Source organism: Pseudomonas sp. Irchel s3a10, assembly GCF_900187525.1.
GTDB lineage: Bacteria > Pseudomonadota > Gammaproteobacteria > Pseudomonadales > Pseudomonadaceae > Aquipseudomonas > Aquipseudomonas koreensis_G.
In genome coordinates this window covers 36,368-62,760 of the sequence record NZ_FYDR01000007.1, presented here as the reverse complement: position 1 = coordinate 62,760, position 26,393 = coordinate 36,368, and the positions used below count along the sequence as shown (strand labels likewise).

Below are 26,393 nucleotides of genomic sequence, written 5' to 3'. Positions count from 1 at the left end.
CCTCGCCACAAACTAGCGGTGTGGCTGAATGAGTTGGCAGAGCTTGGCGGTCGCTTCGATCATCTGGCCGCTTGGGCGCTCCAGGCCTTTGTCGCTGATCAGCAGCAACTGACCATGTGCCACCGCACTCACCTGCGGCCAGGCCTTCCACGCATCGAGCTGGCCCTGATCACCGGCCAGAATCACCTGCGGATTACGCTGCAGCACCGCCTCGATACTCACCTGTGGCGCCGGCAAACTCAGGTCGGCAAACACATTGCGTGCGCCGCAGACTTCAAGAGCATCGCTGATGATCTGCCCGCCACCGACGGTGTACAGGGGCTTGTCCCAGACTTGATAGAACACCTTCAGCGGCGTGTCCCGACGATAGCGCTGGCGCAGGTCATCGAGCTTCCTGCGTAAGTCCGCCGCCAGTTTCGTCCCACGCTCAGGTCGCCCCAGTTGCGCGGCAATCGCTTCGATCTGTGCAGACAATTGTTCGAGATTGTGCGGTTCGGCGACGTAAGTCGGGATGTTCAGGCGTTTGAGCTGATCGCGTTGCGCCGGGCCGACACTGCCGGGCCACAGCAGCAGTAAATCCGGCTTGAGGCTGAGCAAGCGCTCCATGTCGAGTTGGCCATAACGCCCCACCGAGGGAACATCGGCAATGGCAGCCGGACGCTCGCCGGCATCGAGCACACCAACCAGCAGATCGGCCGAGCCCAGCTCAACAACGATTTCAGACAGAGAAGGCGCGAGACTGACCACTCGCAGGTTCGCCAGCACCGGGCCGGCGCAGGCCAGCAGCAGAACCGCCAGCCACAGATGACGCATCAGCCGAGTTGACGCGGGATGCGATAGAGGTAGAACAGCACCGCCGTGGACAACGCCAGCAGCATCAGCGGTACGGCTTCAAGGCCGACGAACACCGCCAGCGCGCCGATCCATGCCGGCAATGCGGCCGCGAGAAATGCACTGCGACGCCGGGCCGCCAAGGCAATCCAGGCCGCCGGTTCGTCGGGGGTATCAAGGGCTTTTTGCGTGGCGATCAGCGCGTGCTTGTAGCGGCCGAAAAACTTCAGACTGACAAACATCGAGGCCACGCCGGCAATGAACAACGGCATGGCCAGCACCGGCAGAATGCCTTCGCCCTGGCCGAACAGGCCATTGAGGACAAACAGCGGTACCAGCGCCAGCGCCAGGTATTTCCACCAGTCGACCGCCAGGCGGCGTCGCACCTGACCGCGGGTCACGCGCGGTCGACCTCGCCCTGATGCTCGTTGCCCATCATGTGGTCGAGCTTGCTGGCCTTGGTCGCCAGGTACAGTTTGTTGTGTGGGTTGTGGCCGGTGTGCAGCGGCACGCGCTCGGCGACGACGATGCCCATGTCGGTCAGGGCTTTGACCTTGCGCGGGTTGTTGGTCATCAGGCGCAGCGACTTCACACCCAGATGCTCGAGCATCGGCAGGCACATGGCGTAGTCGCGCTGATCGGCGGCGAAGCCCAGGCGCTCGTTGGCTTCTACAGTGTCGGCGCCGCCGTCCTGCAATTCATAGGCGCGGATCTTGTTCAACAGACCGATGCCGCGACCTTCCTGACGCAGGTACAGCAGCACGCCACGGCCTTCACGGGCAATGGCTTTAAGGGCGCCTTCCAGTTGCGAACCGCAGTCGCAGCGCTGGCTGAACAGGGCATCACCGGTCAGGCACTCGGAGTGCAACCGGCCGAGAACCGGGGCACTGTCGGCGAAATCACCCAGGCTCAGCACAACGTGCTCGCGGCCGGTGGCCTCATCGAGAAAACCGTGCATGGTGAATTGCGCAAAAGGCGTTGGCAGCTTGGAAGCGGCGACAAAAACGACAGGCACCGGTGTGCTCCTGATCTAAAAAGTCTGAAGATTCGCAGGCCGGCATTGTAACAGCAGGTTCCCGCAGACGCTTAGGCTGAATTATCGGGCATAACGATCAAAAAGTTTGATGACACCCGGTTTGCGTGGCCCCCTGTGGGAGCGGGCTTGCTCGCGAAAGCGTCGTGTCAGTTGATCAATAGGCCGGCGGAAACACCGCATTCGCGAGCAAGCCCGCTCCCACAGGGGGGAAGGTGCTGTCAGTTCGGCTCGAATGGATACGGTTGCTTCCACCGCTCGAAAATCGGCTTAAGCTCGCCACTTTTTACCAACTGCTCCATACGCCTGTCGAACAGCGCCATCAGGGTTCGGGCCTGCGGTGTGTTGGCGAAGCACAGGTACAGCGGCAATTCGGCGATATGCGTCTTGCGAAACTGCGTCGGATCCCTGGCCCGGCCAAGCACGTAATCGATTTCGGTCAAAGCATCGATGTAATAGTCGGCGCGGTTGTGGGTGAGCATCGACAGGATCCCGGTACGCCGGATGACTTCATTGTAGTTACGTACATTGGGCAGGTATTTCTGATAGTCGTAACCGCGAACCCAGGCCAGTCGATAGTTGCCAAGGGTGTCCAGGCTCGCCGGCGGATTGCTCGCAAGGCCCAGGGCGTAGATGTGGTCGGTGTCGAAATTCCAGCGCGGATACAGTAGCTCACTGTCCTCGTCATGATAGGAGCCGACACAGGCGTCGACTTCGCCGCGCTCAGCCAGCCCGACCGAGCGGGTGTAAGGTTCGCTGCGAATGTCGAGTTTCACCCCGGCCGGTTCGAACACCTTGCGCAGCACGTCCCAGCCCAGGCCATGACCGTCGGCGGCGGTGTAATCTTCCCAGTCCTCGCTGGCCAGGTGGATGACCGACGGCGCGTGCGCGACTTCCTGCGCACTGGCGACAGTGCCCAGCAAAGTCAGAAACACCAGCGCCAGCCAGCATCGAGCCATCCCTGGTCTCCTCACTGAACCCGGCTGCTGCGGATCAGGCGAAAATCCACACCAGCCCCTGCATCGCCAGCCAGGCGAACACGCCGGCCAGCACGTCGTCGAGCATGATGCCGACGCCACCGTGAACATGCCGGTCGATCCAGCGGATCGGCCATGGCTTGAGAATGTCGAAGAAGCGGAACACCAGAAAACCCGCCAGCAACCAGTACCAGCCTTCCGGCACCAGCCACAGAGTGATCCACATCCCGACCATTTCGTCCCAGACGATGCCTTCGTGGTCGTGGACCCGCAGATCATCGGCGACCTTGCCGCACAGCCAGAAGCCGAACAGCATGGTGATCCCGAGCATCAGCCAGTAACCCCAGTCGGGCAGCATCTGCCACAACGGGATAAAGGGTAGCGCAACTAACGAACCCCACGTGCCCGGCGCTTTCGGCAGGGTGCCGGAGCCGAAGCCGAACGCGAGAAAATGCCAGGGATTGCGCCAGACCGACGGCGGAACGAATTCGGCCGGAACCTGTTTCGGGTGATCTGTCACGGTGTCTCCTGAAAATGTTGATAACCCCGGATTTGCGGGGTGATGTCGTGTCCTGCGCGATCCAGCAGCACCACGCCCTGACCCTGCGCCACACGCCCGATCACATGGATCGGCCAGCCATCGGCCAGCAGCGCCGGCAACTCGACGGACGGTAGCGTGAAGGCCAGCACATAGTCATCGCCGCCGCTCAACGCCGCCCGTTCCGCGCCGCGCTGGCCGAGAAACGCCACTAAAGCATCGGACAACGGTACGCGCTCACGTTCAACTTCGAGTCGAACCTGCGAAGCCAGAGCGATATGCCCGCAGTCGGCGAGCAGGCCGTCGGAGATATCGAGAGCCGCAGTGGCCTTGCCGCGTAAGGCCTGACCGAGCGCAATTTGCGGCTGAGGCGACCAGTAATGATCGAGCAACGGTTGGGCGATCTGCGGATCGGCTTCACGCTGGCCAAGCACCAGCGGCAAGGCACCGGCGGCATTGCCCAACTCGCCGCCGACACAGAGCAGATCGCCCGGTTGCGCGCAGCTACGGGTCAACGCCTGCCCGGCCGGAACCCGACCGAACACGGTGACCGTCAGGCTCAACGGCCCGCGCGTGGTATCGCCGCCGACCAACGCGACGCCGCAGCCCTGCGCCATGCGGTTCAAACCGCGAGCGTAAGCTTGCAGCCAATCGGCGGTCACCGTCGGCACAGTCAGGGCAAGGGTAAAGGCAACGGGCGTGGCGCCCATGGCGGCCAGGTCGCTGACCGCGACGGCCAGCGAGCGCTGACCGAGCAGAAACGGATCGCAGGGATCGGCGAAGTGCACGCCGGCCACCAGCGTATCGGTGGAGATCGCCAGCTGTTCCCCGGGGGGAACCGCCAGCAAGGCGCAGTCGTCGCCGATCCCCAGAGCAACGCCCTCGCCGCCCTGCGCACAAGGCGCGGCAGCGAAGAAATTGCGGATCAGCTCAAACTCGCCCATGAGGTCTCAAGCGCGTATCAGCGCTTGAACGCCTTCACTTCAGCTTCACGCAGGCGCGGAGCCAGCTTGTCGAGAACGCCGTTGACGAACTTGTGGCCGTCGGTCGAACCGAAGACTTTGGCCAACTCGATACCTTCGTTGATCACAACGCGGTACGGCACGTCGACGCGCTTGAGCAGCTCCCAGGTGGACAGGCGCAGCACGGCCAGTTCAACCGGGTCCAGCTCTTCGATCGGCAGATCCAGGCAAGGCGCCAGGGCGGTGTCGATTTCGCTCTTGAACTGCGGAACCCCGTGAAGGATCTCGCGGAAGTAAGCGCCATCGACATCGATGAAATCGTTATCAACGCGGAACTGCGCTTCGATCTCGTTCAGCGACTGCTTGGCCATGTGCCATTGATACAGGGCCTGAGTGGCGAGCTGACGAGCTTCGCGACGCTTGGCGCTTTTCGACGGCTTGCCGGCATCCGCAGGTTTCGGATCGCGCGGGTTGAAACGATCGCTATCGTCGCTAATCACTTGGCCTCCAACTGCGCCAGCAGGCTGACCATTTCCAGAGCGGACAGGGCAGCTTCAGCACCTTTGTTGCCGGCCTTGGTGCCGGAACGTTCGATGGCTTGCTCGATGGAATCAACGGTCAGGACGCCGAACGCGACCGGTACGCCGAACTCCATGGACACCTGGGCCAGACCCTTGGTGCACTCGCCTGCCACGTATTCGAAGTGCGGAGTGCCGCCACGAATGACCGCGCCGAGGGCGATGATGGCTGCGAACTCGCCTTTCTGGGCGACTTTCTGCGCAACCAGCGGGATTTCGAAGGCGCCAGGCGCGCGGATGATGGTGATGTCGCTTTCGCTCACGCCGTGGCGAACCAGGGCATCAACTGCACCGCTGACCAGGCTTTCAACCACGAAACTGTTGAAACGGCCCACTACCAGAGCGTAGCGGCCTTTAGGGGCGATGAAGGTACCTTCGATGGTCTTCAGGGTCATTCGTCAGATCTCTTAAAGAGCCGGGACGCGTTTCGTACGCATCCCTCAGTGATATTAGCCACAAATTCATGACCGGAAACACCGCATTGCTGTTCGACTACACCCCTGTGGCGAGGGGATTCATCCCCTCACCACAAGAATCCATGTCAACAATGCCGGAAACAACCGGGTCATTATTCGGAGGGCACGTATTCTACAACTTCCAGATCGAAACCGGATATCGCATTAAATTTCATTGGCGCAGACATCAGGCGCATTTTGCGTACGCCGAGGTCACGCAGGATCTGCGAACCGGCGCCGACAATGCTGTAAGTGGTCGGTTTTTTCACCGCCGCCTGCTCACCGGTCTCGCGGATGTGCGCCAGCAGTACATCGCCGTCCAGCGGGTGACCGAGCAACAGCACCACACCGCTGCCGGCCTCGGCCACCGCAGCCATCGCGGCGCGCAGGCTCCAGCGGCCCGGTTGCTTGACCATCAGCAGGTCGCGCAGCGGGTCCATGTTGTGTACACGAACCAGAGTCGGTTCCTCGGCGCAAACGGTGCCCAGCGTCAGGGCCATGTGCACGTCGCCTTCCACCGAATCACGATAGGTCACCAGGTTGAATTGGCCCAGTTCGCTGTCCAGCGGCTGCTCGGCAATCCGCTGAACGGTACGTTCGTGGATCATCCGGTAGTGAATCAGGTCGGCGATGGTGCCGATCTTGATGTTGTGTTCGGCAGCAAACGCTTCCAGTTCGGCGCGACGGGACATGGTGCCGTCGTCGTTCATCACTTCGCAGATCACGCCGCTCGGCTCGAAACCGGCCATGCGCGCCAAGTCGCAGGCGGCTTCGGTGTGGCCGGCGCGGGCAAGGGTGCCGCCGGCCTGAGCCATCAGCGGGAAGATGTGGCCCGGACTGACGATGTCTTCAGCCTTGGCGTCTTTTGCCGCAGCCGCTTGCACGGTGCGCGCACGGTCGGCGGCGGAGATACCGGTGGTGACGCCTTCGGCGGCTTCGATCGATACGGTGAACTTGGTGCCGAAACCGGAACCGTTGCGCGGGGCCATCAGTGGCAGCTTCAACAGCTCGCAGCGCTCGCGGCTCATCGGCATGCAGATCAGGCCACGGGCGTGCTTGGCCATGAAGTTGATGTGCTCGGCCTTGCAGCATTCGGCGGCCATGATCAGGTCGCCTTCGTTCTCGCGGTCTTCGTCATCCATGAGGATGACCATCTTGCCTTGGCGGATGTCTTCAACCAGTTCTTCGATGCTATTGAGCGCCACAAGGCACCCCCTTCAGTCAGGATTTGAGGTAGCCGTTGGCGGCCAGAAAGCTTTCGGTAATGCCGCCAGCGCTTGGCTCAGCAGCCTTGTCGCCGAGGAGCAGACGCTCCAGGTAGCGCGCCAGCAAGTCGACTTCCAGATTTACCCGGCGGCCCGGCTTGTAGGACGCCATGATGGTTTCGCTCAGGGTGTGCGGAATGATCGTCAGCAGGAATTCGGCGCCATCCACCGCATTCACGGTGAGGCTGGTGCCGTCGACGGTGATCGAGCCTTTATGGGCGATGTACTTGGCCAGTTCCTTCGGCGCGCGAATGCGAAATTCCACGGCGCGGGCATTGTCGCTGCGCGACACCACTTCGCCGACACCGTCGACGTGACCGCTGACCAGATGCCCACCGAGACGAGTGGTCGGGGTCAGGGCTTTTTCCAGATTGACCGGGCTGCCGCTTTTCAGGTCATTCATCGCGGTGCAGTCGAGGGTTTCGCGGCTGACGTCGGCGGCAAAGCCGTTGCCCGGCAGTTCAACCGCCGTCAGGCACACGCCGTTGACCGCGATGCTGTCGCCGAGTTTGACGTCGCTCAGGTCGAGCTTGCCGGTTTCGACATGCACCCGCACATCACCGCCCTTGGGGGTCAGTGCACGGATACTGCCGATGGATTCGATGATGCCGGTAAACATGGGGTTCTCCTTGAGAACGAAGCCAGCGCTAAGGCGATGGCCGGGAATTATACGCTCGCCGAAACGACTGGCGTCGCAGTGACTCGCCAGTCATCGCCAACCGCGCGGATTTCAGTGATTTTCAGCTCCGGGGCGTCCTTCATATAGGCCAGCGGCCAGTCCAGCAACGGCCGCGCCGTGGAGCCGAGGAACTTGCCGGCGATGAAGATCACGAACTCGTCGACCAGACCGAGTTGGGCAAACGCGCCGGCCAGACGCGGGCCGGCCTCGACCAGCACTTCGTTGACGCCACGGTTGGCCAGTTCGATCAGCAGTTGATGCAGATCGACCTGACCGTCGTCACCCGGCACGATCAAACATTCAGGGCCATTGGCATATTGCTCTTCGACCGCCATGCAGGTGGCGACTAGCGCCGGGCCGGCCTTGAAGAACGGCGCGTCCAATGGCACCCGCAAGCGCCCGTCGATCAGCACCCGCAGCGGCGGACGGCTGATGGCCAGTGCGGTTTGTTCGGCATCCAGACCCAGTTCGTCGGCGCGCACGGTCAGGCGTGCGCCGTCGGCCAGTACGGTGTCCGCGCCGGTCAGCACCACGGCGGCCTGCGCGCGCAAACGCTGCACGGCGGAACGCGCGGCCGGGCCGGTGATCCACTGGCTCTCGCCGCTTTCCATCGCCGTGCGACCGTCCAGACTCATCGCCAGCTTGACCCGGACGAACGGCAAGCCGTGTTCCATGCGTTTGAGGAAACCTTGATTGAGCTGGCGCGCCTCGGCTTCCAGCACGCCGCTTTCGGTGGCGATGCCGGCATCAGCCAGACGCTGCAAGCCACGCCCGGCGACCTGCGGATTCGGATCGCGCATCGCGGCGACCACCCGAGCGACCCCGGCAGTCACCAACGCATCGGCGCAAGGCGGCGTGCGGCCATGGTGGCTGCACGGCTCAAGGGTCACGTAAGCCGTGGCGCCCCGGGCCAGTTCACCGGCAGCGCGCAGGGCGTGGACCTCGGCGTGGGGTTCGCCGGCGCGCTCATGAAAGCCTTCGCCGACAATCTGCCCGTCACGCACGATCACACAGCCAACCCGGGGATTGGGATGGGTGGTGTAGTGGCCCTTGCGCGCCAGCTCCAGCGCGCGTGCCATGAAGTGGGCGTCGAGGATCGCCTGCTCGGCGGCGCTGGTCATTCTTTCACCGGTTCGCGGGCGAGGCGGTCGATCTCTTCGCGGAACTCGTTGAGGTCCTGGAAACGCCGGTAGACCGAAGCGAAACGGATGTAGGCCACTTCATCGAGCTTTTGCAGCTCGGCCATCACCAGTTCGCCGACCACGAGGGATTTGACCTCGCGCTCGCCGGTGGCGCGCAGCTTGTGTTTGATGTGGACCAGAGAGGATTCAAGGCGCTCGACGCTCACTGGACGTTTCTCCAGCGCGCGTTGCATGCCGGCGCGGAGTTTTTCTTCGTCGAACGGTTGGCGGCTGCCGTCGGTTTTGATCAGGCGCGGCAACACCAGTTCGGCCGTCTCGAATGTCGTGAAACGTTCGCCGCAGGCCAGGCATTCACGCCGGCGGCGCACCTGTTCGCCCTCGGCGACCAGACGCGAGTCGATGACCTTGGTGTCGTTGGCACCGCAGAAGGGACAGTGCATGGTGGCTGGCAACAAAAAAAGGGAGGGCCATGGTAGCGCATCCCCGTGGCAAGACAAGCCATAGGGTTTGCGGTATACAGACTGGCATGATCGTTTGATCCATGGATTTCATTTTGCTGGAGCTGCCAATGCCGCTACGACCGCTCGTTTTGCTCAGTCTTTTCGCCCTGCTGGTGGCCTGCGGCAGCGATAAACCCAAGCCGCAGCCGCCGACACCAGGCCCTGCGCCGCAACAGGCGCAGAAAAAAGCCAAAGAGGCCGCCGACCTCGGCCCGCTGCCGGCCTATCAACGGGAACTGAGCGGCACCCTGCAAGGCGTGCCGGCCGGGGCCGAAGTCGAGCTGGCGCTGCTGGTGATCGATGAAAAATCGCGCCCGCAACAATTGCTCGCCAGTTCCAGCCTGATCGGCAACAACCAGATCCTGCCGTTTCGCCTGCGTTTCAATCCGGAGTCCTTTCCGGCCGGCGCACGGGTTGAGCTGCGCGGTCGTGCCACGCAGTCGGGCCAGTTGATCCTGCACCTGCCGTCGCAAACCATCACCCAGCCGACCACTCAGGCAATGGGCCAGCTGCAATTTGTCAAAGCACCATGACGGCACCGCTCGACCTGCAACAGGCGCTGGGGGAATTGCTCGGTGATGCGCGGCTCAAGGCCTGCGCATTACCGGATACCGATTTGCAGCTGTGGCTGATCGACGGTGACAACATGCACCGCGAGTTCAGCCCGGATGAAACCCGGCGCATCCTCCACGAACCGCCCTACTGGAGCTTCTGCTGGGCCAGCGGTCTGGCGGTGGCGCGCTATCTGGCCGAGTTCCCGGAATGGGTGCGCGGCAAGCGCGTGCTGGATTTCGGCGCCGGCTCGGGCATTGCCGGGATCGCCGCCGTGAAGGCCGGGGCGCTGGAAGTGGTGGCCTGCGACCTCGATCCGCTGGCGATTGCCGCGTGCCGGGCCAATGCTGAACTCAATGACGTGCAGATGAGCTATTCGACGGACTTCTTCGCCGAGGCTGATCGCTTCGATCTGATTCTGGTGGCGGACGTGCTCTACGACCGCGAGAACCTGCCGCTGCTCGACGCGTTTCTAAGCCGTGGCCGCGAGGCGCTGGTAGCAGATTCGCGGGTTCGGGATTTTCGTCATCCGTTGTATGAGCGGATCGAAATGCTTGAGGCGATGACCTTGCCCGATCTGGCGGAGCCGGAAGAATTTCGGCATGTGAGCCTGTACCACGCGCGTCGCTAGTTAAAAGCTTCGCGAGCAAGCCCGCTCCCACAGGGGTAACGCATTCCAAATGTGGGAGCGGGCTTGCTCGCGAAAGCGTCCTGCCGGGCGACACAACTCTAAAACCTGTCCCGCTTCCGGCCACACCCCGCCAAGCCGTATAGTTGCCCCATCCACGCTTTTACGAGATCCCCCATGAGTCAGCAAACGCCGTACATCTTCGACGCCACGACTGCCGATTTCGACCAGTCGGTGATCGAAGCCTCCTTCAACAAACCAGTGCTGGTGGATTTCTGGGCCGAATGGTGTGCGCCGTGCAAGGCGTTGATGCCGATGCTGCAAGGCATTGCCGAGAGCTATCAGGGCGAACTGCTGCTGGCCAAGGTCAACTGCGACATCGAACAGGACATCGTCGCCCGCTTCGGTATCCGCAGCCTGCCGACCGTGGTGCTGTTCAAGGACGGTCAGCCAGTGGACGGCTTTGCCGGTGCGCAGCCGGAATCCGCGGTGCGCGCCCTGCTCGAACCGCATGTGCAGATGCCGCCACCGGCCGCCGTCGACCCGTTCGAACAGGCGCAAGCGCTGTTTGACGATGGCCGTTACGCCGATGCCGAAGCGGCGCTGGTGGTGATGCTCAACGAAGACAACAGCAACGCCAAGGCGCTGATCCTCTACGCCCGCTGCCTGACCGAGCGCGGCGAACTGGGCGAAGCGCAAACCGTGCTCGACGCAGTCAAGAGCGATGAGCACAAGGCTGCACTGGCCGGGGCCAAGGCGCAGATCAAGTTCCTCGGGCTGGCCCGCGATCTGCCGGATGCCGCCGACCTCAAGGCGCGTCTGGCCAAAGATCCGCAGGACGACGAAGCGGTGTATCAACTGGCGATCCAGCAATTGGCGCGTCAGCAATACGAGGCGGCGCTGGAGGCCTTGCTCAAGCTGTTCATCCGCAACCGCAGCTACGGCGAAGGGTTGCCGCACAAGACCTTGCTGCAGGTGTTCGAACTGCTGGGCAATGATCACCCGCTGGTGACCGCTTACCGGCGCAAGGTGTTCGCTGCGCTTTATTAAGATCAAAAGATCGCAGCCTGCCGCAGCTCCTACATTTGATCGTGTTCACCCGTGTTTGCGGACGAACGCTGAAACTGTAGGAGATGCCGCAGGCAGCGATCTTTTGCGTTTCACTCGATCCAGCTGTAAAGCGGCGTATCCCCGCCGCTCGCCACTTTCACCTGTGAACTGTGGCGCAGGCGCACCAGCAGGCGCTTGCCCGCCGCCGCGCTGCCGGTCAATCCCTCAAGCTGCTCCAGCAAATCCGGCCCGCTGAGCTGCCCGGCCTTGCGCAACAGATCCTGCGCGACCTGCCACAACGCATCATCCTGGTTCAATGGTTTCGCTGCCGGCGTGCTCAATGCTGCTTCAGGCTGATCGCCCTGCGGCTGCGCGCCAAGGGCTGCACCAAGCTTCGCCCAATCGCTGTCATCCAGTTCCACCGTCAAATCCACCGGCATCGCGCCGACGGTTCCGCGTATCCGCAACATCTGCTTCGCTCCTGCACATTTCTGACCTGCATGCTCCCACGGGACTTGTGCATCGCCAAGCGCACGGGCAAACTCTGCGGACTTTCGTTATAAGATTACATAACAAACTCTTCACTTTACTTCCCGGAGACCGCCATGCGTCGTCTGCTGCTCGCTTTGCCGTTTGCCCTGTTGCCGCTGGCCATCGCCCACGCTGCCGATGAGCACGATCATGATCACGAGCACGGCAGTCTCGGTGCCCACGAACATGGCGTCGGCCGACTGAACGCTGCACTCGACGGCCAGACCCTGGAGCTGGAACTGGAAAGCCCGGCGATGAACATGGTGGGCTTCGAACACGCCGCCACCAGCGACGCCGACAAGGCCAAGGTCGCCGCCGCACGTACGAAACTGGAAAACCCGTTGGTACTGTTCAGCCTGCCGGCCGCCGCCGGTTGCAAAGTCACCAGCCAGGAACTGGAAAGCCCGCTGTTCGGCGACAAGCCCGCTCCCGACGAGCATGACGATGATGACCACGACGAAGATGCCAAGGGCGGTGAAGCGCATCACCACGATCACAGCGAAATCCACGCGCACTATCAATTCAGCTGCGCCGCACCAGGTGCTCTGAAGACCCTGGATCTGGCGAACCTCTTCAATACCTTCCCGGCCACTCAGAAAATTCAGGTACAACTGATCGGCCCGAGCGGCCAGCAAGGTACCGAAGTGACGGCCAAGGCGGCTGCCTTGAATTTCTGATCACACCGATAATCCCCTGTGGGAGCGGGCTTGCTCGCGAATGCGGTGGGTCAGCCAAATCTATGTTGACTGACACACCGCATTCGCGAGCAAGCCCGCTCCCACAGGGTTATGTGTTCACTCCATGAATCTGGTGCCATGACCCAAGCACTCATCGAACTGTCCGACCTGGGCTTCAACTGGCCCGGTCACCCGCCGCTGCTGGACATCCCGGCGTTTCGCCTGGAGCCGGGCGAAACCCTGTTCCTCAAAGGCCCCAGCGGCAGTGGCAAGACCACCCTGCTCGGCCTGCTCGGTGGCGTGCAGAAACCCGGGCGCGGCAGCATTCGTCTGCTCGGCCAGGAACTGACCGAACTCGGTGCCGGCGCCCGCGACCGCTTTCGTGTCGATCACACCGGCTACATCTTCCAGCAGTTCAACCTGCTGCCGTTTCTCTCAGTGCGCGAAAACGTCGAGTTGCCCTGCCACTTCTCCAAACTGCGTGCCGAACGGGCGAAACAGCGTCACGGCAGCGTCGATCAGGCCGCCGCCACCCTGCTCGCCCACTTGGGCTTGAAAGATGAAAGCATCCTCGGCCGTCGCGCCGATTCGCTGTCGATCGGTCAACAGCAACGGGTCGCCGCGGCTCGTGCGTTGATCGGCCAACCGGAACTGGTGATCGCCGACGAACCGACCTCGGCGCTGGATTACGACGCTCGGGAAAACTTCATTCGTCTGCTGTTCGCCGAATGCCGCGAAGCCGGATCGAGCCTGTTGTTCGTCAGTCACGACCAGAGCCTGGCGCCGCTGTTCGACCGTCACCTGTCCCTGGCCGAGCTGAATCGCGCCGCCACGTCTGCCGAGGTCTGAGATGTATCTGTTTCGTCTGGCCATGGCCAGTCTGGCCAACCGCCGCTATACCGCCCTGCTCACCGCGTTCGCCATCGCTCTGTCGGTGTGCCTGTTGCTCGCCGTCGAGCGCGTGCGCACCGAGGCCAAGGCCAGTTTCGCCAGCACCATCAGCGGCACCGACCTGATCGTCGGCGCCCGCTCCGGTTCGGTGAACCTGCTGCTGTACTCGGTGTTCCGCATTGGCAACGCCACCAACAACATCCGCTGGGACAGCTTCGAACATTTCGCCAGTAACCCGAAAGTGAAGTGGGCGATCCCGATGTCCCTCGGCGACTCCCATCGCGGCTACCGGGTGATGGGCACCACTGAAGCCTATTTCGAACATTACCAGTACGGGCGCCAGCAGCATCTGCAACTGGCTGACGGCCGGGCGTTTGCCACCGATCCGTTCGAAGTGGTGCTCGGCGCCGAAGTCGCCGAAGCGCTGCATTACAAGCTCGGCGACCAACTGGTGCTGGCCCACGGCGTGGCGGCGATCAGTCTGGTCAAGCACGATGACAAACCGTTCACCGTGGTCGGCATTCTCAAGCGCACCGGCACGCCGGTGGATCGCACGTTGCACATCAGCCTCGGCGGCATGGAGGCGATTCACATCGACTGGCACAACGGCGTGCCGGCGCGCGGCAACGGTCGGATCACGGCAGATCAAGCGCGCAACATGGATCTGACGCCACAGGCGATCACCGCGTTCATGCTTGGCCTCAACAGCAAGATTTCCACCTTCGCCCTGCAACGCGAGATCAACGAATACCGCGGTGAGCCGATGCTGGCGATCCTGCCGGGCGTGGCCTTGCAGGAGTTGTGGAGCCTGATGAGCACCGCTGAAAAGGCGCTGTTCGTGGTCTCGCTGTTCGTGGTGCTGACCGGGTTGATCGGCATGCTCACGGCGATTCTTACCAGCCTTAACGAGCGTCGCCGCGAAATGGCGATTCTGCGTTCGGTCGGTGCGCGGCCGTGGCACATCGCGAGTCTGCTGGTGCTGGAGGCCTTCGCCCTGGCGCTGACCGGAGTGATCGCGGGGGTGGCGTTGCTGTACATCGGCATCGCCGCCGCGCAGGGCTATGTGCAGGCCAATTACGGTTTGTATCTGCCGCTGGCGTGGCCGAGCGAGTATGAATGGACGCTGCTCGGTGGCATTCTGGCGGCCGCGCTGCTGATGGGCAGCGTGCCGGCCTGGCGCGCGTATCGCCAATCCCTGGCCGATGGCCTGTCGATCCGTTTATGAGGATATTCACCATGCCCCGCGCCGTGCTCGCGCTGCTGTTGCTGGTTGCCCTGCCTGTGTGGGCAGCGGCGCCGAAAGACCTGACCTGGTCGGAGATGATCCCGCCGGACGCCGCGCCGGAAGTGCCGAACATGACGCCGTTGCACGATTTGTCGAAGATGAGTGATGCGCTGTCCGCCGAGTCGGCGCCAGCCGCCAAACAGGACATGCCCAATGCACCGGTAGTGCAGAGTCTCGACGGGCAGAACATCCGCCTGCCGGGCTACATCGTGCCGCTGGAGGTCAACGAAGAGGGACGCACCACCGACTTCCTGCTGGTGCCGTACTTCGGCGCCTGTATCCACGTGCCGCCACCGCCGTCGAACCAGATCGTGCATGTGAAAAGCGAGCTGGGCGTGAAGCTCGACGAGCTGTATCAGCCGTACTGGGTCGAGGGACCGTTGCAGGTCAAGGCGTCCAGCAGCGAACTGGCCGATGCCGGGTATCAGATGGCGGCGGACAAGATTTATGTGTATGAGCTGCCGGAGTGAACCCAGGTAGTTTTTGTATTGTTTGATCCGTCCTCTTCGCGAGCAAGCCCGCTCCCACAGGTGACCGCGTTCCAAAGTGGGAGCGGGCTTGCTCGCGAAGGGGCCGGCCAGGGTTCCACAAAAAACCGCGGCATCACTGTTTCATTGAGCTGAGTCAAAAGACCGTATCAGTTGGCTTCATACCATAGGACATCAGAAACTTTTAACGTCCTCTTGGAGCCCCCATGAACAAGTCCTTGCTCAGCGCCTCGCTGTTTGCCCTCGCGCTCGCAGCCCCGCTCGCCCACGCCCACGAAGCCGGCGACATCATCGTTCGCGCCGGTGCGATCACCGTCAACCCGAAGGCCGACAGCTCCAATGTCAAGGTCGATCAGGGTCCGTTGAGCGGCACCAACCTGGGCGGCAAGGCGACCATGAGCAGCGACACCCAATTGGGTCTGAACTTCGCCTACATGCTGACCAACAACATCGGGATCGAGTTGCTGGCGGCCTCGCCGTTCGAACATGACGTGAAAATCAAAGGCACCGCGCTGCCAGCCGCCAACGGCAAACTCGGCACCCTGAAACACCTACCGCCCACCCTCAGCGTCGTGTACTACCCGCTGGATGCGAAATCGCCGTTCCAGCCCTACATCGGCGGCGGCATCAACTACACCTGGATCTACGACGAGCACGTCGGCAGCGAAGCCCAGTCCAACGGCTTCAGCAACTTCAAGGCGAAAAACTCCTGGGGCCTGGCCTGGCAGGTCGGTGCTGACTACATGCTGACCGACAACATCATGCTCAACGCCCAGGTGCGCTACATCGACATCGACACCCGCGCCACCGTCGAGAACAACGCGGTGGCACCGGGCACTCGTGCCAAGGTGAATGTTGATGTCGATCCGTTTGTGTACATGGTGGGTCTGGGCTACAAGTTCTAAGCAACATTCGAACATTCGCGTGGTGGTGAATGCGGGCTAATGTGGCGAGGGAGCTTGCTCCCGCTGGGCTGCGAAGCAGCCCTGAACAAGGCAAAAGCGGTGCTTCAGAAAAACCGCGTTGACTGAATTTGCGACTGCTGCGCAGTCGAGCGGGAGCAAGCTCCCTCGCCACAGGGATTGCACCGAGCGTCAAAGCGATACCCCGCCCACAAAAAAGGCGCCTGCAAAGGCGCCTTTTTTGTTTTTTCGATTTAGCGTCCCAGCAACCGCGCCAGCCCCACGCGCATCGGCGTCGGCTCTGGCAGCTTGAAGCGTTGCAGCAAACGCGCGTTGTTCGCCCGCGAATGACGGATGTCGCCGGAGCGCGCCGGGCCGTAGCTGACCGGCGGCAGCTCGCCGACCACTTCCTCCAGCGCTTGCAGCATCTGCTTGAGGTTCATCGCCTGGTTCCAGCCGACGTTCATCGCGCCGACCTCCACTTCTGGCTTGTCGATTGCCTGCACCAGCACATCGACCAGATCCTCGACATAGAGGAAATCTCGGGTTTGCTCGCCATCGCCGAACACGGTGATCGGCAGGCCTTTCTGCGCCCGCTCGCTGAAAATGCTGATGACCCCGGAGTACGGCGAGGACGGATCCTGGCGTGGGCCGAAGATGTTGAAGAAGCGGAAGATCACCGGCTCCAGGCCATGCTGGCGACGGTAGAAATCGAAGTAGTGCTCGCCGGCCAGTTTGTCCGAGGCATACGGGGTCAGCGGGGCTTTTGGTGTGTCTTCGTCGATCGACTCGCCTTCACCGTTGTTGCCGTACACCGCTGCGCTCGACGCGTAGAGCACACGCTTGACCCCGGCCTGGCGCATGGCTTCGCAGACATTCAGGGTGCCGATGAAATTGCTTTGATGCGTCTTCACCGGATCGTCCACCGACGCCTGCACCGAGGCCACCGCGGCCAGGTGGGCGACGGCGCTGCAGCCGTGCATGGCCTGCGCGACCAGCGCGGCATCGGCGACGTCACCGACGATCAGTTCGACCTGCGGGTTGTCCAGCGGCAGGTTGGCACGTTTGCCGGTCGACAGATCATCGAGAATCCGCACCGAGTGGCCCGTAGTGAGCAACGCATCCGTCAGGTGCGAGCCGATGAAACCGGCGCCGCCGGTGATTAAAACAGGGCCTTCAGCCATGACGATAAAACCTATCCAGTAAAGCCGGGAGTGCGGCGCGCCAGGCGCGGGGCTTGATCCCGAAAGTGTGCAGAATTTTCTTGCAGGCGAGCACCGTGTGTTGTGGTTCCTCGGCGGCGTCCGGCCGCGCGGCGTGGGCCTGAGCGGTCGGTGCTTCGATTGCCAACTGATGCAGGCCGCGCGCCTCGGTCAGAATCGCCTGACCGAGCGCCAGCGGCGTGGTCGCCTCGTGGCCGGCGTAATGGTAAGTGCCCCACAGCGGCGCCGCGCAATCGAGCTGCTTGAGCACCGAAATGATCACCCGTGCCGCGTCATCGACCGGAGTCGGATTGCCCCGGCGGTCATCGGCCATGAGCAATTCGTCCGGTTGTTCGGCGCGGGCGAGGAAGCGCCCGAGGGTGCCTTCAGGGCTGTCATCGAGCAGCCAGCCGAAGCGCAACAACACGTGTTGCGGGCAAGTGGCGCGGACACTTTGTTCGATGCGCCACAGCGCCTGCCCGCGCAGTCCCAGCGGCACCGGCTCGTCCTTTTCGCTGTAGGCGGTCGCCCGCGAACCGTCGAACACCCGATAGCTGGAAGGCTGCACGAGGATGATGTTGTGGTGCTGGCACAGCTCGGCCAACCGCTCGATGGCGCGTTCTTGCCCGGCCAGTCGGGTTTCGCTGACGGTCTCGGCCTGGAACCAGTCGAAATAGTAGGCGAGGTTGATCAACGCATCCGGACGGGTATCGTCGAGCAGTTGCGTCAGGCTCGCGGCATCCCAGCCGTCTTCTGGCGGGCGGGGGGCGAGGAAACCGATGTCTTCCTCCGCACCGAGGCGAATCAGCGCCTGCCCAAGGGCATTTCCGCCGCCCAGTAACATAAGGCGCATTCGCATAGAGTCAGCAGGCCCAGTCTGATTGGAACGATGGCTTTAGCGACGGTGCTTGTGACACCCGTCGTCGATAATTGCCGGAATCGTTGCATTTTGCGGGTTTAGTGCGCAACCGTCACCCGTAAAGTATAGATCGCCGGGAATTGTGCTGAATCAACGGGCTCCATCGCGAGCAGGCTCACTCCTACAGTTGACCGCATTCCCCTGTAGGAGTGAGCCTGCTCGCGATGAAGCCCTGTCAACCACTGGAGATCCCGAGCGGTACTTGCATCTTGCCGCCCCCACCCGCATAACTTGAGCCATGAATCTGCCCATCCCCAAGGACGCCGCCCTGGCAGGCTTTCACCCCGCCGTCAGCGCCTGGTTCAGCAGCACCTTCCCGACGGTCACCGCCGCCCAGGCCCGCGCATGGCCGTTGATCCGCCAGCGCCGCTCGACGCTGATCGCCGCGCCCACCGGCTCCGGCAAAACCCTCACCGCATTCCTCGCCGTGCTTGACGACCTCGTCCACCGTGGCCTGGAAAACCCCGCAGGCCTGCCCGACGAAACCCTGGTGGTTTACGTTTCGCCGCTCAAGGCGCTGTCCAACGACATCCGCATCAACCTGCAAACTCCGCTGGCCGGAATCACCGAGCAGCTGCGCCAGATGGGCCTGCCCGAATTGCAGATCACCACGGCAGTGCGCACCGGCGACACCCCGCAAAAAGACCGTGCTGCCATGCGCAAAAGTGCGCCGCACATTCTGGTGACCACCCCGGAATCGCTGTACGTGCTGCTCGGCTCCGAGTCCGGGCGCAAAATGCTCGGCAACACACGCACGGTGATCATCGACGAGATCCACGCCATCGCTGCCGGCAAACGCGGCAGTCACCTGGCGCTGAGCCTCGAACGCCTGCAGGCGCTGTGTGCCGGACCCTTGACCCGCATCGGCTTGTCCGCCACACAAAAGCCGATCGACGCCGTGGCGCGGTTTCTGGTCGGCACTGATCGCCCGTGCGAGATCATCGACATCGGCCACGCCCGGCCACGGGATCTGGGCATCGAAGTGCCTCCGGTGCCGTTGTCGGCAGTGATGGCCAACGATGTCTGGGAACTGGTCTACGACCGCCTCGCCGAACTGGCCCGCGAGCACCGCACCACGCTGATTTTCGTCAATACCCGACGCCTGGCCGAACGCCTTAGCCGCCACCTCAGCGAGCGCCTCGGCAAGCACGCAGTGGCCGCGCACCACGGCAGTCTGGCCAAGGAATTCCGCCTCGACGCCGAACAGCGGCTCAAGCGCGGCGAACTGCAAGTGCTGATCGCCACGGCCTCACTGGAATTGGGCATCGATATCGGTGAAGTCGATCTGGTCTGTCAGATCGCCTCGCCGCGTTCGATTGCCGGGTTTCTGCAAAGAGTCGGGCGCTCCGGGCACCAGGTCGGCGGTACGCCCAAGGGCCGCTTGTTCGCCACTACTCGCGACGACCTGATCGAATGCACCGCCCTGCTCGACTGCGTGCGCCGTGGCGAACTCGACACCCTGCACATTCCCCAAGCGCCGCTGGATGTACTGGCGCAGCAGATCATCGCCGAAGTCAGTTGCCGGGAATGGGCGGAAGATGCGCTGCTGGCACTGTTCCGCAAAGCCTCGCCCTACCGCGATCTCGACGAAAAACACTATCAGGCGCTGCTGGCGATGCTCGCTGAAGGCTATAACGGTCGTCAGGGCATCCGCAGCGCTTACCTGCACCGCGACGCCGTCAGCCGCACTCTGCGCGGCCGTCGCGGCGCGCAACTGACCGCCGTGACCAGCGGCGGCACCATCCCCGACAACGCCGACTACAGCGTGCTGCTGGAACCGCAGGGTCTAAGCATCGGCAGCGTCAACGAAGACTTTGCCGTGGAGAGCATCGCGGGTGATGTGTTCCAGCTCGGCAACACCTCCTACCGAATCCTGCGGGTGGAAACCGGCAAGGTGCGGGTCGAAGATGCACAAGGCCAGCCGCCGACCATTCCGTTCTGGCTCGGCGAAGCCCCGGGGCGCAGCGATGAATTGTCTGCGGCGGTGGCGCGCCTGCAAGCGACCCTCGACGAACTGCTCGCAGCCAGCCCCGGCGATCTGCAACCGGCGCTCGACTGGCTGACCGCAACCCTCGGCCTGAACCGCGCCAGCGCCGAACAACTGGTGGACTATCTCGCCCGCGCTCGCCTGACCCTCGGCGCCCTGCCCTCGCAGGACACGCTGTTGATGGAACGGTTTTTCGACGAGTCCGGCGGCACCCAGTTGATCATCCATTCACCGTTCGGCAGCCGCATCAACCGCGCCTGGGGCCTGGCCCTGCGCAAGCGTTTCTGCCGCACCTTCAACTTCGAACTGCAGGCTGCCGCCAGTGAGGATGCGATCGTGTTGTCGCTGTCCACCAGCCACAGTTTCGAACTGGATGATGTCTGGCGGTACCTGCACAGCAACAGCGCCGAGCACATCCTGATTCAGGCAATTCTCGACGCGCCGTTGTTCGGCGTGCGCTGGCGCTGGAATGCCGGGGTGGCGCTGGCGTTGCCGCGTTTTACCGGCGGGCGCAAAGTTGCGCCGCAGTTGCAGCGGATGAAAAGCGAAGACCTGATTGCCAGCGTGTTCCCCGATCAGATTGCCTGCCTGGAAAACCTCGCCGGCGAGCGGGAAGTCCCTGAACATCCGCTGGTGGAACAAACCCTCGACGACTGCCTGCACGAGGCCATGGACAGCGACGGCTGGCTCAACCTGCTGCGGCGCATGGAGCGCGGCGAGGTGCGGTTGATCAGCCGCGATCTGCCGGCTCCGTCACCGCTGGCGGCAGAAATTCTCAGCGCGCGGCCGTACGCCTTTCTCGACGATGCACCGTTGGAGGAACGCCGCACCCAAGCGGTGCTCAACCGGCGCTGGAGCGATCCGCAGTCCACCGACGATCTCGGAGCGCTGGACGCCGACGCCATCAACGCGGTGCGCGAGGAAGCGTGGCCGACGCCGGCCAACGTCGATGAAATGCACGAGGCGCTGATGAGCCTGGCGTGCATCAGCGACCTTGAAGTTCAGGCTGGCGAACACTGGCGCGAATGGCTTGACGCGCTGACTGCGAGCGGTCGCGCCTGCCGCCTGATGATTAATCCTCAACATTCGTTGTGGTTGCCACGTGAACGCTTGACGTGCCTGGTGGCGCTTTATCCACATGCCACGCTGCAACCGCAGCAGCAAGCCTTGCCCGGTTTCAACGAGTCGTGGACGTTCGAGCAAGCGTTGGTCGAAGTGATCCGAGCACGGCTCGGTGCGTTCGGCCCGCTGCCGCTACCGGCGATTGTCGAACCGCTGGCCTTGCCCACTGCACAAGTCGCACAAGCCCTCGCGCAACTGGAGCGCGAAGGCTATGTGTTGCGCGGTCATTTCACCCCGGGTCTAGCTGTTGAGGAATGGTGCGAGCGGCATCTGCTGGCGCGCATTCATCGCTATACGGTCAAACGTCTGCGCCGGGAAATCGAGCCGGTGGCGTTGCAGGATTTCATGCGTTTTCTGTTCGACTGGCAGCACCTGTCCCCCGCTACGCGCGGTCAGGGCAGCGCGGTGTTGCCGGCAATTGTCGGCCAGTTCGAAGGTTACCCGGCAGCGGCTTCGGCGTGGGACAGCGACATTCTCCCGGCGCGCCTGAAAGACTACTCGCCGAGCTGGCTGGATGACCTGTGCCGCAACGGCAAACTGGTGTGGACGCGGCTCAGTGCCCGGCAGAAAGTCAGCGGCACAGCGTTGCGCAGTACGCCGATTGTGCTGTTGCCGCGCAGTCAGGTCGGGTTGTGGAGTGCGCTGGCCGAACAGACGCCGGTCTGTGAACTGTCGCCAAAAACGCAAAAGGTCCATGAGGCGCTGAGTCAGCAGGGCGCGCTGTTTTTCGATGAGTTGATTCACGAGGCGCACCTGCTGCGCACCGAGCTGGAAATCGCCTTGCAGGAACTGGTTGGCGCTGGCCTGGTGAACGCTGACAGCTTCGCCGGTTTGCGCGCCCTGATTACCCCGGCGAGCAAGCGCCAGCAACGCAGCAGTCGTCGCGGACGTGGAGCGTTTATCGGCGGCATGGACGATGCCGGGCGCTGGGCATTGTTGCGGCGCGGGGCGGCTGTGGACAACAGCGAGACGCTGGAACACATTGCGATGACGTTGCTGCGCCGCTACGGCGTGGTGTTCTGGCGTCTGCTGGAGCGCGAGGCGGATTGGCTGCCGAGCTGGCGCGAATTGCTGCGCACATTTCATCGGCTGGAGGCCCGTGGCGAGATTCGCGGCGGACGGTTTGTCAGTGGTCTGGCGGGGGAACAGTTTGCCTTGCCGGAGGCGATTCCTTTGTTGCGGGAGGTTCGGCGGCGGGCGCATGACGGCAATTTGATCGCGGTGTGCGGGGTGGATCCGCTGAATCTGGCCGGAACGTTGTTGCCAGGGGCAAAAGTGCCGGCGTTGGCGAGTAATCGGCTGGTATATCGCGATGGGGTGCCGGTTGCTGCCGAGATTGCTGGCAAGCAGGTTTTCTGGACTGAGCTGGATCAGGTGGCCATGGAGCAGGTGCGTAGCAAGCTGATCCGGCATTGATATCGACAGTTCCGGCCCTTTCGCGAGCAAGCTCGCTCCCACAGGGGATCTGCGGCGTTCACACATTCAATGTGGGAGCGGGCTTGCTCGCGAAGAGGCCGGCAATCCCGCTGCAAAATCGGCAATCAAGTACTCGACTTATGCGGCACCTCGCTCGCCACCAACTCCCCCTCACCCTGCCGCTTGGGCAACAAAACCTGCTGTGGATAAGTCTGCGCGAAATGCACCTCGGGACTGTTATCCACAAGCTTTTTCAAACGCTGGTTGAACGCCCGGCTCACCGCATATTGCCCGCCCGACACGGTCCGGAATTGCGCGGTCAGCACCACGCCGTTCAAGTCCATCCGGTCCACCCCGAACACATCCAGCGGCCCTTGCAGGTTGTACTTGAGGAACGGGTCTTCGCGGATCGAATCGCCAGTCTCGCGGATCAGCTCGATGGCCTTGTCGACATCGGTGTCGTAGGTGAACTGCACCGAGAAAAACGCGTAGGCAAACTGGCGTGATTGATTGGTCACTGCCTTGATCTGGCCGAACGGCACCGAATGCACAAACCCTTTGCCGTCACGCAGACGCAGGGTGCGTATGGTCAGGCCTTCTACGGTGCCGGCGTGCCCGGAGTCGAGCACCACCCAGTCGCCGATCGACAGGGTGTCTTCGATGATGATGAACAAACCGGTGATCACGTCCTGCACCAGTTGCTGCGAACCGAAACCGATCGCGAGACCGACCACCCCGGCACCGGCCAAGAGTGGCGCAACGTTGATGCCGAGGTTGGCCATGGTGGTGATCGCGCAGATCACCACCAGGATGATTTTGATCGCGTTGCGCAGCAGCGGCAGGATGGTTTTCACCCGGGTGCTGGGCTGGCGCGACGAGCGTTTGCTGACCGGTGGCTTCAACGCTTCCTGAATCGCCGTGTCGAGCACCACCCACAACAGCCACGTGACGAGGAAGATCAGACCGATGCTGCTCAACGCGTTGCTGATCGCCCGGCCGATCGTGCTGCTCTGGGCGAAATCGAGCAGTGAAACGCCCCAGATCCGCCCGAGAATATCGATGAAGGCAATCGCAATGACAATCCGCAGCAACGCGTGCAACAGGCTGAGAAAGCGTTCCTTGTAGGCGCTGCTGCGCTGGATCGCTTCGGCCTTTCGCGACTTGAACAGGTGCTGGAGGATGGTGCTGAGGAACACCGTGCCGATCAGCAGCACCGTGGTGAACAGCGCACAGCGCAGGGCCTTTTGATTGTCCTCGCCGATGCCGATCAGATTGACCGCCGAAACCAGCACCATCAGCACGATCGGCCAGTACCAGAGCCCGGAAAAAATCCGCAGCGACTCCTGCAGCGACGGCTGTTTCAGACGTTGCGCCAGCGGTCGGTTACGAATCAGATGCGCCACTGGCCGACGCAGGCGAATCACCAGCAGACCGAAGATGATCGAGGCGATCAGCCCGGTAAACACCGCGACGCTGCTGGTGATATTGCCGCCCAACTGACGGGCGATCTGTGGGCTGGTCAACGCATCACTGAGGGCGGCGAGAAAGCCGATCAGGAACAGCGGTTTCGGGCAGTAGTCGCGGATGATCCGAGCGGCCGGTCGTTTGTGGCCGACGTTGAACATCACCACCACGCACAACAGCATCGAGGTGGAGAAAATCCCGCTGCTGGTGGCATACGCCAGACACAACGCCAGCGCCCGACCCACCGAGGCTTGCAGAAAGTGGCTGACGTACAGCGTCAGCGGCAGGCAGATCAGCGCCGGCACGGTGTACGGCAGCAGGTAACCCGCCAGATCCTGACTGCGTTGGCGTGTACGCAGCCAACGGCCCTGACTCAGCCGCTTGGCCAGCAGGCTGCCGAGCACCGTAAGCAACGCGAAGGCGCCAAGCCACACGCCGGACAGCATCAGGAAATCTCCGGCGACGCTCCAGCCGGATCGGTTCGACGGCTGGTTGACCAGTTTGTCGACTTCGTCCGCCGCACGGTCGGCACGCAGACGCCAGGCGTCGACCAGATGCTCGTTGAGATCGAGTTTGTCTTGTACATCGTCGATACTCGAACTGATTGCACCGAGCAGACCGCCCTGCACGATGGGCTCGGGTTTGGCCGCCTCTTCAGCAGCGGCCGGAACGCCCGGCAGCGTGGCGGCTTCGAGTTCGCTGGTGCCGAGAAACAGCAGCGCTCCCAGCACAATGGCGATCCTGAACTTGATCAAAACTCCGTTCTCCGTTGGCTGAACCTGTAAGGAACTGATCGGTGAATGGCGGACAAGTTCGGTTTTTGCCTGAATAACCCGAGTGCTCACCGCATTCCTTGTGGTGAGGGGATTCATCCCCGATCGGCTGCGCAGCAGTCGTAGACATCTGCTTTCATTCCCTTTGGAACCGTTTGGGGTTGCTTCGCAACCCATCGGGGATAAATCCCCTCACCACAGAATTCACAGCACTCCGTGGATATTTGCGTCAGCAGCAAATATCAAATGCCCAACCCTGTATTTTTCCGCAAAACCCAAACCCCGACACTGCGCTCCATTCAACCTCTACCGGAGTGCAGTCATGCCCATCGCCTTGCTCGCGCTGACCCTCAGCGCATTCGCCATCGGGACGACCGAGTTCGTCATCGTTGGCCTGTTGCCCACCATCGGCGCCGATCTCGGCGTCAGCCTGCCGTCCGCCGGGCTGCTGGTCAGTCTGTATGCACTGGGCGTTGCCATTGGCGCGCCGGTGCTGACCGCCCTCACCGGCAAAGTCCCGCGCAAACTGTTGCTGCTGTCGCTGATGGTGCTGTTCACCCTGGGCAACCTGTTGGCCTGGATGGCGCCGAGTTATGAATCGCTGGTGCTGGCGCGGATCGTCACCGGTCTGGCACATGGGGTGTTCTTCTCCATCGGCTCGACCATCGCCACCAGTCTGGTGCCCAAGGAAAAAGCCGCCAGCGCGATCGCGATCATGTTCACCGGCCTCACCGTGGCCTTGGTCACAGGCGTGCCGCTGGGCACGTTCATCGGTCAGCATTTCGGCTGGCGCGAAACCTTCCTCGCCGTCTCGGCGCTGGGTGTGATCGCCTTCATCGGCAGCCTGCTGTATGTGCCGAACAACATCGCCCACAGCAAACCGGCGTCCTTGCTGCAGCAACTGCAAGTGCTGAAACAACCGCGTCTGCTGCTGGTGTACGCGATGACCGCAATCGGTTACGGCGGCTCGTTCATTGCCTTCACCTTCCTCGCGCCGATCCTGCAGGACCTCTCCGGTTTCAGCGCCGGCACCGTCAGCCTGGTGTTGCTGGTGTACGGCGTGTCGGTGGCGGTCGGCAACATCTGGGGCGGCAAACTGGCGGACAAACGCGGGCCGATCAGCGCCCTGAAAATCATCTTCGCCCTGCTCGCGGCCGTGTTGTTCGTGCTGACCTTCACCGCCGCCAATCCATGGCTGGCGCTGGCCACGGTACTGGTGTGGGGCGCGGTGGCGTTCGGCAACGTGCCGGGGTTGCAGGTGTATGTGGTGCGCCAGGCTGAACATCACACGCCACAGGCGGTGGATGTGGCATCGGGGCTGAACATTGCTGCGTTCAACCTCGGGATTGCCGGTGGTGCGTGGGGCGGCGGGTTGATCGTCGAACATCTGGGCCTGATTCACACGGCGTGGATCGGTGGGTTGGTGGTGTTGCTGGCGCTGGCGCTGACCGCGTGGAGCGGGCGACTGGATCGCCTCGGTCCGGCCTATGCCGAACCGGCTCAAGGCCGAGTATTCACGGGCCACTGAGTAACCCTGTGGGAGGGG

The 26,393-nt window shown here is 62.7% G+C and carries 26 protein-coding genes; 10 read left to right on the top strand and 16 right to left on the bottom strand.

The features are described from left to right. Positions 1-12: 12 nt before the first annotated feature. The 12 genes from CKW11_RS20610 to nrdR form a co-directional block, all read right to left on the bottom strand. Positions 13-813, bottom strand: a complete 801-nt coding sequence (locus tag CKW11_RS20610) for a cobalamin-binding protein (protein WP_095139126.1) — start codon at positions 811-813, stop codon at positions 13-15. Then, entirely contained in the window at positions 813-1,232 is a 420-nt protein-coding gene (locus CKW11_RS20605) for a hypothetical protein (RefSeq protein WP_047602513.1), read from the bottom strand. Before CKW11_RS20605 ends, CKW11_RS20610 begins: the two co-directional genes overlap by 1 nt. Continuing rightward, positions 1,229-1,846: a GTP cyclohydrolase II gene (gene ribA / locus CKW11_RS20600; RefSeq protein WP_095139125.1), complete on the bottom strand. Its 618-nt coding sequence runs from the start codon at positions 1,844-1,846 to the stop codon at positions 1,229-1,231. Before ribA ends, CKW11_RS20605 begins: the two co-directional genes overlap by 4 nt. Positions 1,847-2,085: 239 nt before the next feature. After that, complete coding sequence (locus CKW11_RS20595) at positions 2,086-2,823, bottom strand: ABC transporter substrate-binding protein (protein WP_095139123.1); 738 nt, start codon at positions 2,821-2,823, stop codon at positions 2,086-2,088. Positions 2,824-2,857: 34 nt separating this feature from the next. Next, positions 2,858-3,361 (bottom strand): phosphatidylglycerophosphatase A, encoded by a 504-nt coding sequence (locus tag CKW11_RS20590; RefSeq protein WP_007910933.1) that lies wholly within the window; start codon positions 3,359-3,361, stop codon positions 2,858-2,860. After that, complete coding sequence (gene thiL, locus CKW11_RS20585) at positions 3,358-4,323, bottom strand: thiamine-phosphate kinase (protein WP_095139121.1); 966 nt, start codon at positions 4,321-4,323, stop codon at positions 3,358-3,360. The genes CKW11_RS20590 and thiL overlap by 4 nt, the downstream gene beginning before the upstream one ends. A 17-nt stretch (positions 4,324-4,340) precedes the next feature. Continuing rightward, positions 4,341-4,841, bottom strand: a complete 501-nt coding sequence (gene nusB, locus CKW11_RS20580) for a transcription antitermination factor NusB (protein ID WP_095139119.1) — start codon at positions 4,839-4,841, stop codon at positions 4,341-4,343. Then, on the bottom strand, positions 4,838-5,314 hold the full coding sequence (gene ribE, locus CKW11_RS20575) for a 6,7-dimethyl-8-ribityllumazine synthase (RefSeq protein ID WP_003228649.1): 477 nt from the start codon (positions 5,312-5,314) through the stop codon (positions 4,838-4,840). Before ribE ends, nusB begins: the two co-directional genes overlap by 4 nt. Before the next feature lie 173 nt (positions 5,315-5,487). After that, positions 5,488-6,579: a bifunctional 3,4-dihydroxy-2-butanone-4-phosphate synthase/GTP cyclohydrolase II gene (gene ribBA / locus CKW11_RS20570; protein WP_003228650.1), complete on the bottom strand. Its 1,092-nt coding sequence runs from the start codon at positions 6,577-6,579 to the stop codon at positions 5,488-5,490. A 16-nt stretch (positions 6,580-6,595) separates the two neighbouring features. Then, positions 6,596-7,258, bottom strand: a complete 663-nt coding sequence (locus CKW11_RS20565; protein WP_095139117.1) for a riboflavin synthase — start codon at positions 7,256-7,258, stop codon at positions 6,596-6,598. Positions 7,259-7,305: 47 nt separating this feature from the next. Next, complete coding sequence (ribD, locus tag CKW11_RS20560; protein ID WP_095139115.1) at positions 7,306-8,439, bottom strand: bifunctional diaminohydroxyphosphoribosylaminopyrimidine deaminase/5-amino-6-(5-phosphoribosylamino)uracil reductase RibD; 1,134 nt, start codon at positions 8,437-8,439, stop codon at positions 7,306-7,308. Next, the gene (gene nrdR, locus CKW11_RS20555; protein WP_003228656.1) at positions 8,436-8,900 is read right to left on the bottom strand and encodes a transcriptional regulator NrdR; all 465 of its coding nucleotides are present in this window, start codon (positions 8,898-8,900) and stop codon (positions 8,436-8,438) included. The genes ribD and nrdR overlap by 4 nt, the downstream gene beginning before the upstream one ends. 128 nt (positions 8,901-9,028) lie before the next feature. On the opposite strand from nrdR, the gene CKW11_RS20550 reads away from it, so the two are divergent. The 3 genes from CKW11_RS20550 (at position 9,029) to trxA (ending at position 11,190) form a co-directional block, all read left to right on the top strand. Then, entirely contained in the window at positions 9,029-9,493 is a 465-nt protein-coding gene (locus CKW11_RS20550) for a YbaY family lipoprotein (protein ID WP_095139312.1), read from the top strand. Continuing rightward, positions 9,490-10,143 carry a methyltransferase gene (locus CKW11_RS20545; RefSeq protein WP_095139114.1) on the top strand — a complete coding sequence of 218 codons (654 nt, stop codon included), beginning with the start codon at positions 9,490-9,492 and terminating at the stop codon, positions 10,141-10,143. Before CKW11_RS20550 ends, CKW11_RS20545 begins: the two co-directional genes overlap by 4 nt. A 174-nt stretch (positions 10,144-10,317) precedes the next feature. Then, on the top strand, positions 10,318-11,190 hold the full coding sequence (gene trxA / locus CKW11_RS20540; protein WP_095139112.1) for a thioredoxin: 873 nt from the start codon (positions 10,318-10,320) through the stop codon (positions 11,188-11,190). A 110-nt stretch (positions 11,191-11,300) separates the two neighbouring features. Here the strand turns inward: trxA and CKW11_RS20535 are convergent, their stop codons facing one another. Continuing rightward, on the bottom strand, positions 11,301-11,660 hold the full coding sequence (locus CKW11_RS20535) for a hypothetical protein (RefSeq protein ID WP_095139111.1): 360 nt from the start codon (positions 11,658-11,660) through the stop codon (positions 11,301-11,303). A 135-nt stretch (positions 11,661-11,795) separates the two neighbouring features. On the opposite strand from CKW11_RS20535, the gene CKW11_RS20530 reads away from it, so the two are divergent. The 5 genes from CKW11_RS20530 (at position 11,796) to CKW11_RS20510 (ending at position 15,967) form a co-directional block, all read left to right on the top strand. Next, complete coding sequence (locus tag CKW11_RS20530; RefSeq protein ID WP_095139109.1) at positions 11,796-12,398, top strand: DUF2796 domain-containing protein; 603 nt, start codon at positions 11,796-11,798, stop codon at positions 12,396-12,398. A gap of 138 nt (positions 12,399-12,536) precedes the next feature. Then, positions 12,537-13,247, top strand: coding sequence for an ABC transporter ATP-binding protein (locus CKW11_RS20525; RefSeq protein ID WP_007966120.1), 711 nt, complete (start codon positions 12,537-12,539; stop codon positions 13,245-13,247). A 1-nt stretch (position 13,248) separates the two neighbouring features. Then, positions 13,249-14,514, top strand: a complete 1,266-nt coding sequence (locus CKW11_RS20520) for an ABC transporter permease (protein WP_095139107.1) — start codon at positions 13,249-13,251, stop codon at positions 14,512-14,514. Positions 14,515-14,525: 11 nt separating this feature from the next. Continuing rightward, entirely contained in the window at positions 14,526-15,044 is a 519-nt protein-coding gene (locus tag CKW11_RS20515) for a DUF3299 domain-containing protein (RefSeq protein ID WP_095139105.1), read from the top strand. Positions 15,045-15,268: 224 nt separating this feature from the next. Then, entirely contained in the window at positions 15,269-15,967 is a 699-nt protein-coding gene (locus CKW11_RS20510; RefSeq protein ID WP_027612943.1) for an OmpW family protein, read from the top strand. A gap of 251 nt (positions 15,968-16,218) precedes the next feature. On the opposite strand, the gene CKW11_RS20505 is transcribed toward CKW11_RS20510, so the two are convergent. Continuing rightward, positions 16,219-17,148 (bottom strand): NAD-dependent epimerase/dehydratase family protein, encoded by a 930-nt coding sequence (locus tag CKW11_RS20505; protein ID WP_095139093.1) that lies wholly within the window; start codon positions 17,146-17,148, stop codon positions 16,219-16,221. Beyond that, positions 17,141-18,025, bottom strand: coding sequence for a sugar nucleotide-binding protein (locus CKW11_RS20500; RefSeq protein WP_095139091.1), 885 nt, complete (start codon positions 18,023-18,025; stop codon positions 17,141-17,143). The genes CKW11_RS20505 and CKW11_RS20500 overlap by 8 nt, the downstream gene beginning before the upstream one ends. 298 nt (positions 18,026-18,323) lie before the next feature. Between CKW11_RS20500 and CKW11_RS20495 the strand changes: the two genes are divergently transcribed. Then, positions 18,324-22,610, top strand: a complete 4,287-nt coding sequence (locus CKW11_RS20495; protein ID WP_095139089.1) for a DEAD/DEAH box helicase — start codon at positions 18,324-18,326, stop codon at positions 22,608-22,610. 125 nt (positions 22,611-22,735) lie between these two features. Here the strand turns inward: CKW11_RS20495 and CKW11_RS20490 are convergent, their stop codons facing one another. After that, positions 22,736-24,829: a mechanosensitive ion channel family protein gene (locus tag CKW11_RS20490; RefSeq protein WP_095139087.1), complete on the bottom strand. Its 2,094-nt coding sequence runs from the start codon at positions 24,827-24,829 to the stop codon at positions 22,736-22,738. A gap of 340 nt (positions 24,830-25,169) precedes the next feature. On the opposite strand from CKW11_RS20490, the gene CKW11_RS20485 reads away from it, so the two are divergent. After that, positions 25,170-26,375 (top strand): MFS transporter, encoded by a 1,206-nt coding sequence (locus tag CKW11_RS20485; protein WP_095139085.1) that lies wholly within the window; start codon positions 25,170-25,172, stop codon positions 26,373-26,375. Positions 26,376-26,393 lie beyond the last annotated feature (18 nt).